17 protein-coding genes and 1 pseudogene are annotated in these 15,606 nt (G+C 50.0%); 6 read left to right on the top strand and 12 right to left on the bottom strand.

All coding sequences use genetic code 11. The features are described from left to right. Together spt4 and ACLGLO_RS00290 are read left to right on the top strand one after the other, a co-directional pair. Window positions 1–216, top strand: coding sequence for a transcription elongation factor subunit Spt4 (gene spt4, locus ACLGLO_RS00285; RefSeq protein ID WP_492128429.1), 216 nt, complete (start codon window positions 1–3; stop codon window positions 214–216). 4 nt (window positions 217–220) lie between these two features. Then, a complete protein-coding gene (locus ACLGLO_RS00290; RefSeq protein ID WP_492128430.1) occupies window positions 221–748 on the top strand; it encodes a DUF359 domain-containing protein in 528 nt (175 codons plus the stop codon). A 10-nt stretch (window positions 749–758) separates the two neighbouring features. Here the strand turns inward: ACLGLO_RS00290 and ACLGLO_RS00295 are convergent, their stop codons facing one another. The 4 genes from ACLGLO_RS00295 to ACLGLO_RS00310 all read right to left on the bottom strand — a co-directional run bounded on the left by ACLGLO_RS00295 (window position 759) and on the right by ACLGLO_RS00310 (window position 5,840). Beyond that, window positions 759–1,982: a redox-regulated ATPase YchF gene (locus tag ACLGLO_RS00295; RefSeq protein WP_492129182.1), complete on the bottom strand. Its 1,224-nt coding sequence runs from the start codon at window positions 1,980–1,982 to the stop codon at window positions 759–761. 13 nt (window positions 1,983–1,995) lie between these two features. Continuing rightward, window positions 1,996–3,375, bottom strand: a complete 1,380-nt coding sequence (locus ACLGLO_RS00300) for a B12-binding domain-containing radical SAM protein (protein WP_492128431.1) — start codon at window positions 3,373–3,375, stop codon at window positions 1,996–1,998. Beyond that, window positions 3,372–4,658, bottom strand: coding sequence for a bifunctional sugar-1-phosphate nucleotidylyltransferase/acetyltransferase (gene glmU, locus ACLGLO_RS00305; protein WP_492128432.1), 1,287 nt, complete (start codon window positions 4,656–4,658; stop codon window positions 3,372–3,374). Before glmU ends, ACLGLO_RS00300 begins: the two co-directional genes overlap by 4 nt. A 249-nt stretch (window positions 4,659–4,907) precedes the next feature. Then, complete coding sequence (locus ACLGLO_RS00310; protein WP_492128433.1) at window positions 4,908–5,840, bottom strand: sulfite oxidase-like oxidoreductase; 933 nt, start codon at window positions 5,838–5,840, stop codon at window positions 4,908–4,910. Window positions 5,841–6,017: 177 nt separating this feature from the next. Between ACLGLO_RS00310 and ACLGLO_RS00315 the strand changes: the two are divergent. From ACLGLO_RS00315 to ACLGLO_RS00330, 4 genes and pseudogenes are all read left to right on the top strand, one after another. Then, a pseudogene (locus ACLGLO_RS00315) lies at window positions 6,018–6,299 on the top strand (DNA-directed RNA polymerase subunit M); the annotation flags it as partial. 49 nt (window positions 6,300–6,348) lie between these two features. Beyond that, on the top strand, window positions 6,349–7,530 hold the full coding sequence (locus ACLGLO_RS00320; protein WP_492128434.1) for a hypothetical protein: 1,182 nt from the start codon (window positions 6,349–6,351) through the stop codon (window positions 7,528–7,530). 6 nt (window positions 7,531–7,536) lie between these two features. Next, complete coding sequence (locus tag ACLGLO_RS00325; RefSeq protein WP_492128435.1) at window positions 7,537–7,818, top strand: KEOPS complex subunit Pcc1; 282 nt, start codon at window positions 7,537–7,539, stop codon at window positions 7,816–7,818. 19 nt (window positions 7,819–7,837) lie between these two features. Beyond that, window positions 7,838–8,494: a 30S ribosomal protein S3ae gene (locus ACLGLO_RS00330; RefSeq protein ID WP_492128436.1), complete on the top strand. Its 657-nt coding sequence runs from the start codon at window positions 7,838–7,840 to the stop codon at window positions 8,492–8,494. Window positions 8,495–8,663: 169 nt separating this feature from the next. On the opposite strand, the gene ACLGLO_RS00335 is transcribed toward ACLGLO_RS00330, so the two are convergent. The 8 genes from ACLGLO_RS00335 to ACLGLO_RS00370 form a co-directional block, all read right to left on the bottom strand. Next, a complete protein-coding gene (locus tag ACLGLO_RS00335) occupies window positions 8,664–9,407 on the bottom strand; it encodes a hypothetical protein (RefSeq protein ID WP_492128437.1) in 744 nt (247 codons plus the stop codon). A 43-nt stretch (window positions 9,408–9,450) separates the two neighbouring features. After that, complete coding sequence (locus ACLGLO_RS00340) at window positions 9,451–9,687, bottom strand: hypothetical protein (RefSeq protein WP_492128438.1); 237 nt, start codon at window positions 9,685–9,687, stop codon at window positions 9,451–9,453. Then, a complete protein-coding gene (locus ACLGLO_RS00345) occupies window positions 9,684–10,445 on the bottom strand; it encodes a DUF72 domain-containing protein (protein ID WP_492128439.1) in 762 nt (253 codons plus the stop codon). The genes ACLGLO_RS00340 and ACLGLO_RS00345 overlap by 4 nt, the downstream gene beginning before the upstream one ends. Window positions 10,446–10,457: 12 nt before the next feature. Then, on the bottom strand, window positions 10,458–10,874 hold the full coding sequence (locus ACLGLO_RS00350; RefSeq protein WP_492128440.1) for an AbrB/MazE/SpoVT family DNA-binding domain-containing protein: 417 nt from the start codon (window positions 10,872–10,874) through the stop codon (window positions 10,458–10,460). Window positions 10,875–11,068: 194 nt separating this feature from the next. Continuing rightward, window positions 11,069–12,325 (bottom strand): M20 family metallo-hydrolase, encoded by a 1,257-nt coding sequence (locus tag ACLGLO_RS00355; RefSeq protein ID WP_492128441.1) that lies wholly within the window; start codon window positions 12,323–12,325, stop codon window positions 11,069–11,071. Window positions 12,326–12,407: 82 nt separating this feature from the next. After that, entirely contained in the window at window positions 12,408–13,640 is a 1,233-nt protein-coding gene (locus tag ACLGLO_RS00360) for a hypothetical protein (protein WP_492128442.1), read from the bottom strand. Window positions 13,641–13,645: 5 nt separating this feature from the next. Next, window positions 13,646–14,536 carry an ABC transporter permease gene (locus tag ACLGLO_RS00365; protein ID WP_492128443.1) on the bottom strand — a complete coding sequence of 297 codons (891 nt, stop codon included), beginning with the start codon at window positions 14,534–14,536 and terminating at the stop codon, window positions 13,646–13,648. A 5-nt stretch (window positions 14,537–14,541) separates the two neighbouring features. Further along, window positions 14,542–15,603 (bottom strand): ABC transporter permease, encoded by a 1,062-nt coding sequence (locus ACLGLO_RS00370; protein ID WP_492128444.1) that lies wholly within the window; start codon window positions 15,601–15,603, stop codon window positions 14,542–14,544. Window positions 15,604–15,606: the final 3 nt, after the last annotated feature.

The following is a 15,606-nucleotide window of genomic DNA, read 5'->3' on the forward strand; positions in this document are numbered from 1 at the left end:
TTGCCAGGGAAGCAAAAGGCTGGAGCTAAGCTTAAGGCATGCACCAAATGCAAGATGCTCGTCGACCCTGAAGTGGAAGTATGTCCTAACTGCGGCTCCAGGAATTTCAGCGAAGATTGGGAGGGGATGATTGTAATAATAGATGCTGAAAAGAGTGCTGTAGCTAAGATAATAGGTATAAGCAGACCAGGAATGTATGCAATCAACGTCAGGTGATCTGTTGCCCCTTCTGCTCTCATCGCAGGATCTGAGGAGCTTTCTCTCACACCCCATGCATCCTGTTTACAGGGGCGAAGCATTCAGGAGGACGGTTCTTTCCCTCAAGGGAAGAAAAGTAATAACAGTTGGAGATGTGGTCACCGCTGAATACGTCAGAGCAACAGGCTCTCCTCCTTCTCTGGCCTTCATCGATAAGGTCACCAAGAGAGATAGAGAAGTCTCCCCTCCTCTGTTGGATTACTTCGAAGATTACATTGAGGTCTCAAATAAGAGGGGAGAAGTGGATATTGAGCTCATGAATGAGGCCCTGAGCCAGATAGCCATAAACTTCAACGAGGGCGTGTCAACTTTAGTCTACGTGAATGGGGAGGAGGATCTGCTGGTCCTCGCCGCCCCAGTGTACTTCTCTTCACCGCTTTCGGTGCTGATATATGGACAGCCGGATATGGGAGCTGTAATTATGGAGCTTTTCTATCCGGTGCGGGAGTACCTGATCACCCTGCTGTCTCACTTGAGCCCTACTGCATGATGAACGCGCTTCAGATGGATGAAACGATCTTTATGACAGACCTGTTTTGGAGCTTCGAGTCCGCCCCGAGCCTCTGCTTGCTCCTCGCATCTACAGCATACAAGAAGCCTCTCTCCAGGTCGCTGTGAACGAGGCCGGCAACGCTTTTTGGCGTTGAATCTGCATCAACTAGCAGCGCGTCTGGAAGTATTCTCCCCTCCTTATCTGTGAGCTTTGTCGGATCTTCAACTGGAAATACAACTATTTTCTTCAGGACCTCGAAGACCAGGGAGTTCAAGGCCTGCTGAACGCCTGTTCCTCCATACATCTTCATGACTTTCTCTTCAATATAGTTGAGAGCGCCTCTCTGCTGCTTGGTCAGCTTCGATTCATCGAGGATCTTGAAGGAGCTGTCGCCGGGAATGTAGTCAATTATGCCCGCCTTGGCAGCCTTCTTGAGAGCCAGTTCAGATTCAGCGCTTGCTGGAAATATCCGCTCTCCTTGGAGCTCTGCTCTCATCCTCTCAATGTTCTCCGCGGCCTTAGGAAGATCTGCCTTGTTGGCAACGATCACATGTGGCTTGGAGGTTTTCCTGAGCTCTCTTGCGAACCTGAGAAAGTCTTCCTGCTTCCACAGCGAGGGCCTGACATTCAGCAGCCCCGCATTCTCCAAGGCTTCCACCACGGCCCCTCTCTTCACTGAAAGGCCGGAGATCTTCTCGAAGAGGGCTTCCTGCAGATCCTTTCTCGATGTCTCAACGCTCACCGAGAACTTCTGCCAGTCCGAAGATATGACCCTGGCGAGCCACATGTCGATCTCGTGCAGTATCTCCCGGACTTCTCTCACAGGATCCGAGGTTCCCGGAGGAACTGGGTTGCCGTTTTCATCGGTGGATCCGGAGGCATCGACGACGAGCAGGAAAGCATCAGCTTTCCTGAGATCGTCCATGAATTTGTTTCCCAGCCCTCTTCCCTGGTGAGCTCCAGGTATCAAACCAGCCACATCGATGAGATCCACGGGAACGAAGCGGTTTCCTCTGATGCAGTAGCCGGTCCTGGGATCGCATTTGGGAAGCGAAAAGTCCACATGGGGGCAATCAACTCTAACATATCCAACCCCTCTGTTCGGCTCGATGGTAGTGAACGGCCTGTTGCTTATCTCGACGCTTGCGAGGGTGAGGGCCGAAAACATTGTGGACTTTCCAACGTTCGTCTTCCCGACAATTCCTATTAGCGGTGGAGAATAGTTGACCAATTCTCTTCCATCCTCAATCCATTTTCCTGAACGCTTCTTCAATTATCATTCTACTGGCATCCTCCCTCTTAATGTTTATTTCGTACTGCTTCCTCGCAAGCTTTGGTTCGTAGACCTCAACTTCTGCGATACCCTTGAGAGAGTCGCGCAGATACTTCTCCCTTTCCTTCAAGTCTCTCAGCGGCAACATATCGTGCTTCCACATAGCTGTGAGCGGTTTGGGAATGAAGGGGTTGGCCGAAATTTTCAATTTAGCCCTCCCCTCCGACAGCTTCTTGATCTCCCTGACCTGCTGCACTATGGCATCTAGATCTTCCTTCGTCTCGTTAGGCAGGCCGAACATGTAGTACAGCTTCACAGATATCCCGTTCTTGAAGAGGGCTGATGCCGCCCTGAATATTTCCTCATCTCTCATCCTCTTGCCAATGCTGAACCTCAATTCTTCTCTCCCGGTTTCTGGGGCTATAGCAACAGTCCTCTGGCCGATCTTCTTGATCAGCTCGGCCCTATCTTCCGTAATGGTCTCAGCCCTGACGCTCGGTATGCTCCCTTCTATCCCCCTCTCTGAGAGGAATCTCAAGAGCCTATCCCCCAAGTTGGAGGCGAAGAAGCTCAGGGAGAAGAACGTAACCTTGCTCAGCATGTTTGCTTCCAGGCCCCTCTCTATTATCCTCGTCAGAGTATCGAAGGACCTCTCCCTCCTCATCCCGGCAACAGCAGCCTCAAGGCAGAAAAGGCAGCCCTCGCTGCAACCTCTCGAGACCTCGACCATGAGCGATCTCCCCCACACAGGCTCCACCTCCTCGTTCTGTATTTGGAGGATCGGGTGGAATGAGGAGTCGAGGTCCCTGACTCTGACTATTTCCCTCCTCTCGCTGTTCGGAAGCCAAAACCCTCTGACCGAGCCGAGAGAATCGATGAAATTCTTCTTCCCGGAATCCAAATGCTGCAGCGCTTCGATGAACTCTTCTCCAGAAACCTCAAACTCCCCCAAGAACTCAGCATCCGCGATTCTCGACATGGAGAAGGGCCATGCTGTTATGCTTGGGCCCCCCAGGATGAGGGGAGGGGATCCTCTCTCTTCAGAGAGGGGGGGTATCCCCGCTCTGATTAGTGCTCTGACGATCTCGATGTAGTCCAGCTCGTAGTGAGCTGTTGCCAGAATCAAGTCGAACTTTTTGAGTGGGGTTCCCGTCTCTATGCTCCGGAGCTCTTTGTCCCTGCTCAGAACCCTCTCGGCAAATACGTCCTCGAAGCTGTTGAGGTAGTAGTAGATCAGCTGGTATCCGAGGCTGGAAATGCTCGCTTCGTAGGTGGAAGGAAAGAGGAGCGCAATCCTGTGGGCAAACCTCCTCTTGACTACAGCATTTCTCTCCTTAGAGACCTGCCTCAACGTCTATCATCTTCCCTTAGAGCATAGCTCCTGGTCTGCTCGCACTTCAGTATTGCTCTGTCCGGGACATCCCTGTCCACTATGCAGCCTGCATTGATCCAGGCTCCCGCCCCTATCTTGACGCCCGGGAGGATGCTCGTGTTTATCCCAGTTCTGGCTTCATCGCCTATGACTGTGCCGAACTTCCTCCTTCCTGTATCAGCGAGCACCCCTTTGAGCAAAGACTTCACGCTCTTACCGTCATGCCTCACATTCGCAGTGATGGTCCCCGCCCCCAGATTTACTCCCTCCCCTATTATCGAGTCTCCAACGTAGTTGAGGTGGGGTACTTTGGCTCCCTTCATCAGTATTGAATTCTTCACCTGAACAGAGAAGCCCAGCTTGTTCTCTCCGCAGATGACGCTGTATTCCCTCACGTGGGTGCACGGACCAAGCTCTACGCTTCCCTTTATGAAGACTGGCCCCCTTATCACTACGGGATCCTCGATCACAGCTCTCTCCTCATCGAACATGACGCACTCGTCCAGTTCAACCTTCGCCCCCCTGCACAGCTCTCTCAGAGCTACTTCGTTCGCTTTGAGGAGATCCCAAGGAGTGCCCACGTCCATCCATTCCCCCTCCAGCTCAACAACAGAGACATCTTCTTTCTTCGAGAGGCTCTCCACTGCTGAAGTTAGCTCTATTTCACCCCTCTCGGAAGGCTTGGTCTTCCTCAGCTCCTCCATAATTTCCCGAGCATCGAGCTTCATGATACCCGCATTGGCAAGGCCCTCTCTGCCCGAGAGCTCGGAGGACTTCTCCAGTATCCTGCTGAGATGGCCAGACTGCGAAACTTCGAGTGCTCCATATTTCGACAGGTCTTCAACTCTCGAAGCGGCTGTGGCTGGGAGAGGGGAAGAGGCTATTTTTCCGAGAGAGCTCTGAAGTCTGCTGGGCGTCATGAAGATATCGGAATACAAGACGATGATCTCTCCCTCAATGCTTCCCTTCTCTATGGCTTCCATCAATGCATGGCCCGTTCCGAGAGGGGAGCTCTGCTTTATCACAGTCAGCTCAACGGAGAGCTTCGAGCTGAGCTCAGCCGCCTTCCTTTTCATTGCATCTTCATGCGAGTGAATGACCAATGCTATCCTCTGGATTCCAGCCCTCTTCAATGCCTCTATCTGGTATTCAATGAGAGGCTTGCAAAGCACTTCAACGAGAGGCTTCGGCCTCGTTGAAGTCAAGGGCCACATTCTCTCCCCCTTTCCAGCAGCGAGAAGAACTGCAGAATTGAGCGTCATGCTGTTCGCCCCAGATGCTGAAGCATTCCCTTCTGAAGCAGTCTATGCATCTGCTAAAAACAGTATAATACTTTGCGGATGCGTTGGCCCTTTTCTGAAAAGAAAAGGAATATCTTTTCGCGGGAAAATATTCGTCTCGGAATGCTCCCTTCCCCTCTGATTACGGAAGAAACTGATTGATAGCAGTGAGGCAGAGGAGGTAAGTTCAGAGGAAGCCTTCAGAAAAGGAGGGATCTGAAAAGGAATGCCTTATAGCCTTTTGAATCTCTCTTCGAGCCAGACGTTTCCTCTCTCGTGATAGCCGAGAGCTTCCCAGTAGCCATCTGTGTAGTCCTTCCTGAATTCTATTGCTCTGAGCCACTTCCCTCCCTTCCAGCCATATAGGTGGGGGATGAACAGCCGGGCGGGAAATCCCTGCTCCTTGGAAAGCTCTCTGCCATTGATTCTGAGAGCTATGAGGCTCCCTTCCTCGAGAAAATCTTCAATTGGAATAATGGCAGTGTAATTGTCCAGAGAGTGCGTTAGAACCCACCTTGCGCTCTTCTTAACTCCAGCCATCTTCGCTAATTCCGCTGTCGGAACTCCTTCCCACTCAATGTCCTTAACGCTCCATCCAGTCACACAGTGAAAATCGGCTTTAATTGTTCGAAGCTTCATTGACAGGAGATCCCCATAGCTGAGCTCAAGGGGCTTCTCCACTTCACCGTAGACCTTGAGCCTCCAGCTGTCTATAGAAATCTCGGGCTGCCCAAGTATCCTGTAGATTATGAAATCTTCGATCACCTTCTGCCCAGGCGGTATTCCCTCTCCCTTCAAAATTTTTCCCTCAAGAGTTGAGTATGTTCCCTCTTCTGTTTTTATTTCTGAGGGACACCCTTCTGAAAATACAAATGCAAGAAGCTGCAAAGCACGATCCTTCAAAACCGCTCTCACAGAAGCGCACCTTCTCCCGTCGTTCATAACATGGAATTTATAAAGCATGTGGGTAGTTCCAATGCTCTCATTCTCCGAAAACTCCACTCTGCCGCTTAAGCTCAATGTCTCGAGAACTTTCTCTATGTAGACTTTCAAGGATGATAAGTCTTCGAAGGGTGGTGGGTTCCCAGCTCTGCACAGGAATATTTTTTCGATGCCTTTCGATTTAACTGAGGAAGAATCTGCTCTGAGGCATTTTACCTGCATTTCTCCTCGAAATGGATTTAAATTGTGCAGTTTATAAAAATGCTGCTGCGCATTCTCGACTATTATAAGTTATAATTAATGATCGATTTCTTTATATATGAGGACTGTTTCTTTAGAAAAAGAGTCGGCTTACGCTTCAAAATTAAGAGGAGGAGATAGGCCACGAAGTTCTGTCCCAAGTGCGGCGGGGCAATGGTTCCCGTAAAAAAGGGCAAGCAGGTAGTGCTCAAGTGCACAAAGTGCGGCTATGAGATGAAGGTTGGAAAAGAGAAGAAATCCTACGTCATTAAAGAGAAGGTGAGCGAGAAGGAGCGCACGAAGACCACTTCGCTTGTTTCGGAGCCTTCGAAGTTTGGAGTTTCTGATGAAGAGCAGCAGCAGCGCCTTGAAGATTACTATGAAATAGCATTGGAGCTGATGCAGGAGGAGAGCGAGGAAGGAGGAGGAGAAGAAGACTAAACAGTATTTTATTGGATAACTGCACTTATGAGTTATGGGGTATTCTATATTGAGCGAGGCCAATTCGGAAAATGCTGTGAAGATTGCTTCCGAGAGGCTATCGGAGTATGTTACCAGGTCTGAAGCGATAAGGATGTTTGCCCACCCAGATGTTTTTTCCTTCCACGCCTCTATTCTGCTGGCCTCACTGATAACAGAAAAGAGGGATAGAACGGAGATATATCTGAAATTTGCCCCAGGAACTGGAACAAATGAAGAAGGAATTTTCATTGGATATTCAGCGAAAGACAGGGGAAAGGCGAAAGGCATCTTTATCGATAGAGAGCTCCCCATCTTCTCCAAGGGGAGAGTGGAGTCCCTCACTCTCAACCCTGTCCTCCAAGCGCTCAAAATTATGGAAGCGATCTCTCTTATCAAGGACAGCAGGAATACTGTGGCTTATGCATCTGTCTATCAAGGTCTCAGGATAGTGGAAGAGACCGACCCTCTCCTTTCTTTCATTCAGACGGAATCATCGCTGAAAGTGCAGAAAAAGACCATCTCCCTCATCCAGACTCCAAGCAGAACTGTCAACGACTCGATATACCATACTGTGGATCCCTTCTTCGTCTCTCTTTCAGCAGCTGACCATGAAAAAATATCTGCAGCTCTGAAGGAGAAGGGTATATCCCCAGAGCTGTCCCTCTCTAAACTGAGCGAAGAAGAGATGAAAAGATTGGTTGAGCTTCTCTTAGAAAATTTGAGCTACAGAAGCCTCAAGCAGCCTAAGAAGGAGCTCCTGAGGCCTCTGGTCTACTACCAGAGCGGGGAGAGGGAATATGATCTGAAAGAGATAGGTGAAGCCATCGACATCGCGCTGGAAGTCTCTCCTGGATCGCTAATCTCCTTCTATGCCAACGAAATGCCCATCGAAGGCCTTCTATCGCTGAGGATGAACAGCTTGAGGTGGATAGGCGAGGTCATGAGGGTGATGATCGGGGGGAAAATCAAACCGAACGAAGAGGGGATCGTATTAATTCCCTGCGATCTGCCGAAGCCCATCCACTTTTTAGCCAACCTCGCAAGAAAGATGGGGCTCGCTGGGAGCAGCGTTTTCGCGTGCAGTGATGGAGGATCGGTCGTAACTTCATTATTTGAGATAGCCGCCCTGCCAGCGGAGAAGAGAAATGCTTTGGGAGAGCTGAGACCTGCGCCCGAATTTCCTTTTGTCATTGTTTCAAGCAAAAGGTGAGGGCAAATGCAAGATGAGAGGCTTGAGGCTGTGCTGGAAATTACGCTTGACGATGAAGAGCTGGCGAAAACAATTATCGAAGCCATTTCGCCCGATGATGAGCCCTCAGGAGAAAAAATTAAGACCTCGGCCCGCAGAGAAGGTAAAAAGGTAATCATTGAAATGCAAACTGAAAGAGGGGACATAATGACCATAAAGAACACAGTCGAAGAGTACTTGAGGTCTATAGCTACGGTTATTAATGCCTTAAGTGCATCAAAAAGAAGGAGTATAGAAAAAACCGAGTAGCTCTGTGGTGAGATTTGGCATGTCCGCTGCCAAGGGAAAGAGGAAGGAGGTAAAAGATCTGTGGAAGCAGAAAAAGTGGTATGAGGTGCTGGCTCCTCCGGTATTCGGAGAGGTCTCCATAGGGAGCACTCCCGCCCTCGAACCCTCAAGCTTGATAGGAAGGACCATTGAGGCCACTCTCTACGACATAACTGGGGATTACAACCAAGTCCACATAAAGCTGAAGTTCCAGATAATAGGTGTGGACGGGCATACAGCCAAGACAAGATTCAAAGGACACGAGCTAGCTAGAGATTATCTCAAAGTCCTGACGAGAAGAAAGAATAGCAAGATACAGGGGATCTTCAAGGTTGAGACTAAAGATGGATATATATTGAGGGTATCTGTGGCAGCATTCACTTCCTTCAAAGCAAAGAGCAGCCAGAAGAGGATAATCAGAAAGATTATGGAAAGGATTCTTACGGAGAAGGCGAAGGAGATGAGCTTCGACGAGCTGGTTCAGGCATTCATGGGCGACTCGCTCACGGGCGAGATGTTCTCCGAGGCGAAGAAGATCTTCCCCATAAGGAAGATAGAAATATTCAAGTCAAAGCTGCTTTATGTCCCAGGGCCATACGGGCCGCAGAAGGCTACAATACCTCCAGGCTCAGCCCCCCTGACCTCCTCCTCTTCTTGAAACTTTCTGCTTTCCTTTTGCCAGTTTTTAAACAGATCCCTTTTATCCGGACAAAAAAGAGAACTGCTCCTCCTTAATAAAAGGAGGAAAAATGGATCCGGAAGCTCAGTTTTTTCTTTTAACGATACCGGAAAAGCGACCTTATACCTTTCTGCTTTTTCGATCAGACTCATGCTGTGGGGGCAACCCAATAAGCAATGGTTCCGATCTTCTCCAGTTCGGATGAAAGCTTGAGAGGCAACTGCTCTCCGAAAGAAAGAACCAACACACCATCGGATGGCAGCCCTCTGGCAACCGAGTACAGGAGGTCAATGCTGTATTTGGATTCTGCTTTCTCTGTGGAAGTTCTTAAAGAAATCAGAGGAGCGTCTTCTCTGAGGACAGCTAAGTATCCTCTGCCAGTAGATTCTGCTGACACTCTTAGCTCCTTGTTTTCGAAGAGAAGCTTGACTTCTCCTCCTACTCTTTTTGCATCTTCTACAACTTCCTTGAAATCTCTGGAGGCCATTGAGAGTTCAACGGGAAGCTCAACTTTGGGCTCTCCTATTTCTTCCACATCTTTCGAAGCTATGGGGATCTTGAAGTTTCTCTTCATCCTCTGCTTCTCGTTTTGGAATGTGACAACGAGCTCGTCGCCCTCAACAGAGAGGCCGAGAGAGTCTCCTCTGGCCGCCCTCTTCAATACCTTGCTGAATTCAGATGAGCTGACAGTGAATTTTACCGGAACCTCCAGCTCCAGTGCCTCGAGATATTCTGATGGAACCCTCAGGATAACCATCGTTGTCTTATCTTCGCTCAGCGCCTTAACGCTCAGCCCTTCGTCATTAATTATAAAGGGTATCTCATCGAGGCTTCTTGAAACCAGGGATATTATCTCCTTGAAATCGCTGGCTCTGCTGAACACTACCTTCATTTCAGATCACTTCTGACACCTAAAGAGATCGGATCGCTTTTTATTATTGTTTTTCCCTTTCTAGCATCTCTTCCACTGCTCTTATTTTTCTCTCCTGTTCGTCTTCTTCTTTTCTAATGGAAGATTTTGGCCTCTTCCAGGAAGGTTCTCCCCTGTAGCTCCAGATGTTGAAGAGGAGGCTGCACCTGTAACAAACTCTCATAGTCTTTCCCCTGAATGTGACAAAGGATGTAGGGGCATGCCTACCGCAGATGTCGCACTTTTCCCAATATATGGTCAATTCTCATCACCCAGCATCTTTTTGAACCTAAGCGCGTCTTCGAACATGTGCACGTTATTGAACAAAACATAGATCTTCTTTGCCGTATTCAAATATTTCGAGACGATGTCTTTCAAAGCATTCAGATCTTTTTCAGAATATCTGTACTTGTAGTTGACCTCTTTCCCTCCAAGACCGTGAAGCCTTGTGTACAGTACTTCGCCCTCGATGAGGACTCCTCTTCGCAGAAAATCAGAGCATATTACCACTCCAGCATCAAACACCCTTCTGAGGAATTGGATGTCCTGCGCGTAAGCCCCCCTCGGCTCCCACACGAGCATGAGGCCGAGCTTCTTTGAGAGATCAAGGGTGTGTTTAAAGAACTCAGCTATATTTTCTAGGTGGCCCTCATTGTACGGCATGGATGGCGGAGTCTGCAGCACAGCCGCCGAAGCATTGAGCTCCTTTGCCTGCCTAAGCGAGAGGTTAAGAGCACTGAGGTTCTCCTCGGTTGGCTTTAGGTAGCCGTAGTTGCTCAGCTCCCCCTCCGGTGTCTTGCGCATCTTTTTCCATGTTGGGGAGTCCGAAGGATGGGTTACGACTTGCCATACCTTGAGAGTTATTTCCTTTCCGTGAAGGTTTGCTCTTCTGATGGAGTCTATCCTCCTCTCGGTGAGGGGCTCATAGAAGCTCTGCTGAACTTCAACAACATCTAAGCTCGAAAAAACAGTAGAGAGGGATTTGGGAAATCCGCAGACGCCGACGAGCACCGATGCCATCAGCTGAAACCTTCAGCCAACCTTCTCCACAGGTCTCACAGAGACCATGAAGACTACGTCCAGGGATTTGATCTTCTCTTCGACAGCCTTCATGTCTATGCTTGGGTCCAGCGGCTCAACTACCGCGGAGCATTCTCCTATTTCTCCTCTCTTAACCGTTGAGCACTTCGAGAGCAAGACGTCCAGCTTCATGTCGCTGAGCAACTTGCTGAATTCGGCTAGAGCTCCAGGCTTGTCTTGAAGTTCAACCCTGATCTCATAGATGTTCTCCGCGCTCCTAGTTATCGGTGTGAGGACTATCTCCTTCTTCTCGACATCAGCGATTATGACGAGATACCTCCCCTCGTGGACATCCATCGCTTCCCTGATGTAAAGAGGTATGGTAACCCTTCCCTTCGGATCTACCTTCACTATGCTTGTGAGTTTCATGACCATAACCTCTCGTTCAACACAATTATTCGTTTTAAACGGTATATAAATAGTAATGGGAATGTTAAGAGAAAAATTGACTTTTATATTCTATCTTAATTCATTTATGGAAATTCTCTCCAGCGTCTTGTCTTAGATATTCTGACCTCAAGGGATGCAGCCAGCCTTGAAAAATCCTTAAAGCAGAGGAGAGCTCACAGAATTGGAAGCAGAGAGAAGACCTTTGCGTCGGCCACCATGTTCTCAACTACAGCATACTCGTTGGGCTGGTGAGCTGTCTCATCGATGGTGGACCACACAGCAGCCGGGATCCCTCTCTTCCTGAGTATCGCTGCCACTGTCCCTCCCCCGATCCCTCCCACCCTGGGCTCTGCTCCTCTGACTATCCTGATGGATTTCTTCAGAGCTTCAACCACTTCGCTGTCAGATGGTGTTGGTGCTGGGGCGTCCGATCTCTGAAGTACTATCACTTCTATCTTTGGATAGATTTCTTCCCCGAGCTTCTGCTCATTCATCTCCCTTATGAAGCTGACGACGCTGTTGATTGTCTGCATGACATCTTCTATTGAATAGACAGGAAGTATTCTGCTGTCGAGGACGAACTCGAACCTTCCGGGAATTATATTTGGGGACTGAGAGCTGGAGCTTGCCATTGTGAGCTCAAACGTGCTCTCTGGAGGATCGAACAAAGGATCCTGAGAAAAGTACTTGTTCCTGAGGATCCTGTCGAGGTTGCTTGCGAGCAGAGCCCCTATCCTGTGAGCGTTGTAGCCCTTATTGGGAGTTGAGGCATGAGTTTGCTTTCCCTCAATGATGAACTTGAGCCAGAGAATGGACTTCTCCGCAACTTCTATGAAGAGGCCGTCCGGCATTCCTCCGTCTGGAACAACCACGAGATCCTCTTTTTTTATTAGGTTAGGAGCTTTGCTCACAACGTATTCCAGTCCGTATTTAGAACCGCACTCCTCATCACTGACAAGCAGTATGCCGATCGATCTCTTGAGATCCCCTCCTGCTTCCATCAGCGCCCTCGCCGCGAAGAGTGAAGAAACAAGGCTCTGTCCGTTGTCCTCGGATCCTCTTCCGTACACCTTGCCTTCCTTCAGGACTGGCTTGAAGGGATCTGTAACGGTCCACTTCGAAAGATCCCCGGGAGGAACGACGTCCATATGTGATATGAGCCAGACTCTCTTCTCCCCCTTCCCGTAGAGGAGAGCTATGTTCAGTCTCACTCCTCCTTCGGCCCTTTCGTCTGGGGCATTTATTTCGATGACTTGATCGAATCCCCATCCATCAACGAGTCTCCTTATTTTTTCAGCCTTCTTCAGCTCCCCACTTCCACCATAGTCGGGGCAAACAGCCGGGATCTCTACAATCCCCTTCAAGAATTCTATCATTTCCTCTCTGAAACTTTCAACTCTCCTGAGAACTTCCTGGAAATCTGGATCCATGATGGATTACCTTGCATTAATTTAATGTATGCATCAGCTCATTAAACTTTTCAGTTTGTGAGGATAGCACAGAAAAAGACAGCTAGAAAAACTCTGCACGCAGGCCCAGCATTTCTCCAGCCAGAGATAGGTGATCCCTCCAGTCGCCGAGAATCAGAGCATAGTGGTTGCCCATGCTTTCCCTCAACATCTTCTCCGCGTCCTCCACTTCCAGCAAGACCTGGGTCCTGCAGAGATCGGCCCTCCACTTCCTCTCCCTTACTTTTCCAACAGCAATCCTGATGGTTTCCAGCTTCGGGTCTATCCTGAAGACAGTAGCCTTTTCTCCTATTGGGAAGTCCACGTTTATTCCCACTCCCATTCCAGATTCGAAGTGCGTAGTCAGCGTGAAGGAGGAAATGAGCGGCGACGTGCAGTGGGCTATTAGCAGCTCGTTCCCAGCTACAGACGCAGGATTTCCCATGAACGCCGGCTTCCCTGTAACGAATTCTCCGAGCGCCATTGAAATTAAGAGGGGAACATCTCCCTCACAAGCAGCGGGAAAGGCTCTCGTGTTCATGAGAGACATGGAGAGGCAGGCAGTCGTCTTCCTAGCCATTATGAGATCGAAGCACTTGACAGTCAAACCGCACAGCTGATGCCTCTTTGCGATCTCCTCAAGGGCCTCATGGACAAGGAGAGCCTTCTCGATTTCCCCTTCGTTAACATGCATCTCTCTTGCATTCGACAGAAAGCCGTAGCTTCCAGATGGCTTCTCCTTCTTGTCCATCTCTTTCAGCAACTCGTCAAGGGGCATTTCTACCAGCTCAGCCCCGATCCTTTCCCTGACAGTCTGGGGGGAGACCCTGCTGTAGACCAGCCAACTGCTGACTCCTCCCACTACTCCAAGCCTGCATTTTCTCAGCCTGTCCGCCCCCTCCGCCGCCTTTTTGAGCATCTCAACGAAATCAGCAAGTGCCTCAGGATTGCTGTACTTGTACATGCGGACCCTTTTTCCCAGCTCTCTCAGATATGCAGCAACTTCGAGAGTTGCTGGGAGGCTGTTGTAAGAATCGTGGTAGAACAGGTATATGCTCCTGCTCTTTCTGCCGGCTTCTACTATTAAGTCCTCGGTTCCTCCAGTAGCAACGAGCACGGCGCAGCTCAAGCATTCTGGTTCTCCCCTAACGTGCTCCGGGCTGCTCGCGTTCCCGAAGAAAAGGGTGCTGAGCCCCCTCTCCTTCAGCTCCTTCTCGATCTCTGCTGCGAACTTTCTCCCTATATCTTCGCCTAGAGACGAGGATGCGACCATGACGCGGACTGTCCCTTTCTCCATTGCTATCACTCCTTCTTATAAGGCACCCCTGCGTACTTCGGGGGCCTGGACCTTCCAAGCACCCCAGCAGTAACAGCGAGGGTCACTATGTAAGGGATGGTGTTGATCAGAGTCACTGGTATGACCTGCTTGAGTGCAGATATTTTAAGCCATTCTATGGCCACCCAGGAGAAACCAAATATGTAGCTGCCGAGGAGGGCAAGGAGAGGGTTCCAGTTTGCGAAGTTTACAATGGCGAGGGCTATGAATCCTCTTCCTGCCGGAAGATCCTTCGTGATCGTCGTCAGCCAGTCCAGTGACATGAAGACGCCAGCCAGTCCAGAGAGGGATGATCCGATTACTGCGGCCAGCAGCTGCATCCTCTCAACTCTTACCCCGGAGGCGTCGGCAGAATGGGGGTCTTCTCCGCAGGCCCTCAGCGAAAGGCCGAACTTAGTTCTGAAGAGCAGGTACTGAATCAGGAAGACTATTACTAAGCTGGCTAAGAAGATCGGAGATACTCCGAAGATCTTGGGAACCTTGGCCTGATCGCTGGGGTTGAAGTATCCTCTCACTCCCCACACAGCATAGATCCCGTAGGGTACAAAACCGAGGGCAAAGAGATTTATTCCCAGCCCGCTTATGACGTGGTCTCCCTTCAAGTAGGCTGTGATGAATCCGTGTAGCAGACCTATCAGTGCCCCAACAGCAACCGCCGCCAAGACTCCTGCGAGGGGGTTCAGGAGCTCCTGTCCAACAACCACTCCTACGAAGCCGGATATGAGCATAATGCCCTCGAGGCCTATGTTTACGATTCCGGCTCTTTCCGAGAGTATTTCTCCGACAGAGGACAAAAGGAGCGGTGTTGATGCATAGGCTGTTTGGATCAAGATGCTCAAGACCATAGAAGCATCCATCGCGCTCACCTCTTCACCTTCCCTCTTATGAGCCTCACCAGGCCAGGAATTGCCAGCACTATGACGATGATTCCCTGAACGGCCTCAACCATCTCCAGAGGAACGCCTGCGAATATCTGCATGGAAGTGGCTCCCGCCGTGAGGCCCCCGATGAATATAGAGGCGGGTATTATCCCCAGAGGGTTGTTCCTCCCTATGAGGGAAACCGTTATCCCGTTGAATCCTAGGTTGACGAGGTTGGTCAAGCTCGTGACTATTGCATAGGTGGGAGGCCTTCCAACAGTCTCCATGACTCCGGCCAGACCTGCAAGCAGCCCGCTGATGGCAAAGGCTTCAAGCGCTACCAGCGACGCCCTTATCCCTCCGTACTTGGAGGCGTTGGGATTCAGGCCTACGGCCCTTATTTCATAGCCGACCGCAGTCCTCCACATCACGATGTACATGATGATGACGGCAGCAAGCGATATGAATATTCCAGAATAAAGCTGAGTATTAGCTACCAGCAGGGGAAGCCTCCCAGCAGGAGGAACCCTTATTGTCCTGTCGGGAGAGAGGGGGTCATAGAAGATGTTTGACCTGGAGTACTCGACTACCCAGAAGGCAATCCAGTTGAGCATGATAGTGGAAACTACTTCGTTGACTCCCTTCCAGACTTTCAGGACGCCTGCTGCAAGAGACCATCCTACAGCGAGAGCAACGCCTATGGCGAATTCGGCTGGGAGGTAGAGATACGAAGGAAGGGGTATCGAAGCCACTATAATCGCTCCGAGGGCAGATATATAGACCTGCCCCTCCGCTCCAATGTTGAAAAGCCCAGCCCTCACGCTCACTGCGAAGGCCATTCCAGTCAGCATCAGAGGGATCGAGTAGCTGAGGGTCGTGTAGAACCCGTACAGGTTTCCATACGCTCCTTTGAAAAGGTAGTATATGGCATTTTCCGGGCTGTATCCTCCCAGCTTAATCAGGAGGGCTGAAATCCCCAGACCTACGAGCGTTGCGACGACAACCTCTGCAAAGCTCATCAGAATTGTTCCATATTTCTTCATGAATGGCTGCCTCAACTCCATCTT

The sequence above is a fragment of the Fervidicoccus sp. SLHALR4 genome, assembly GCF_058692745.1.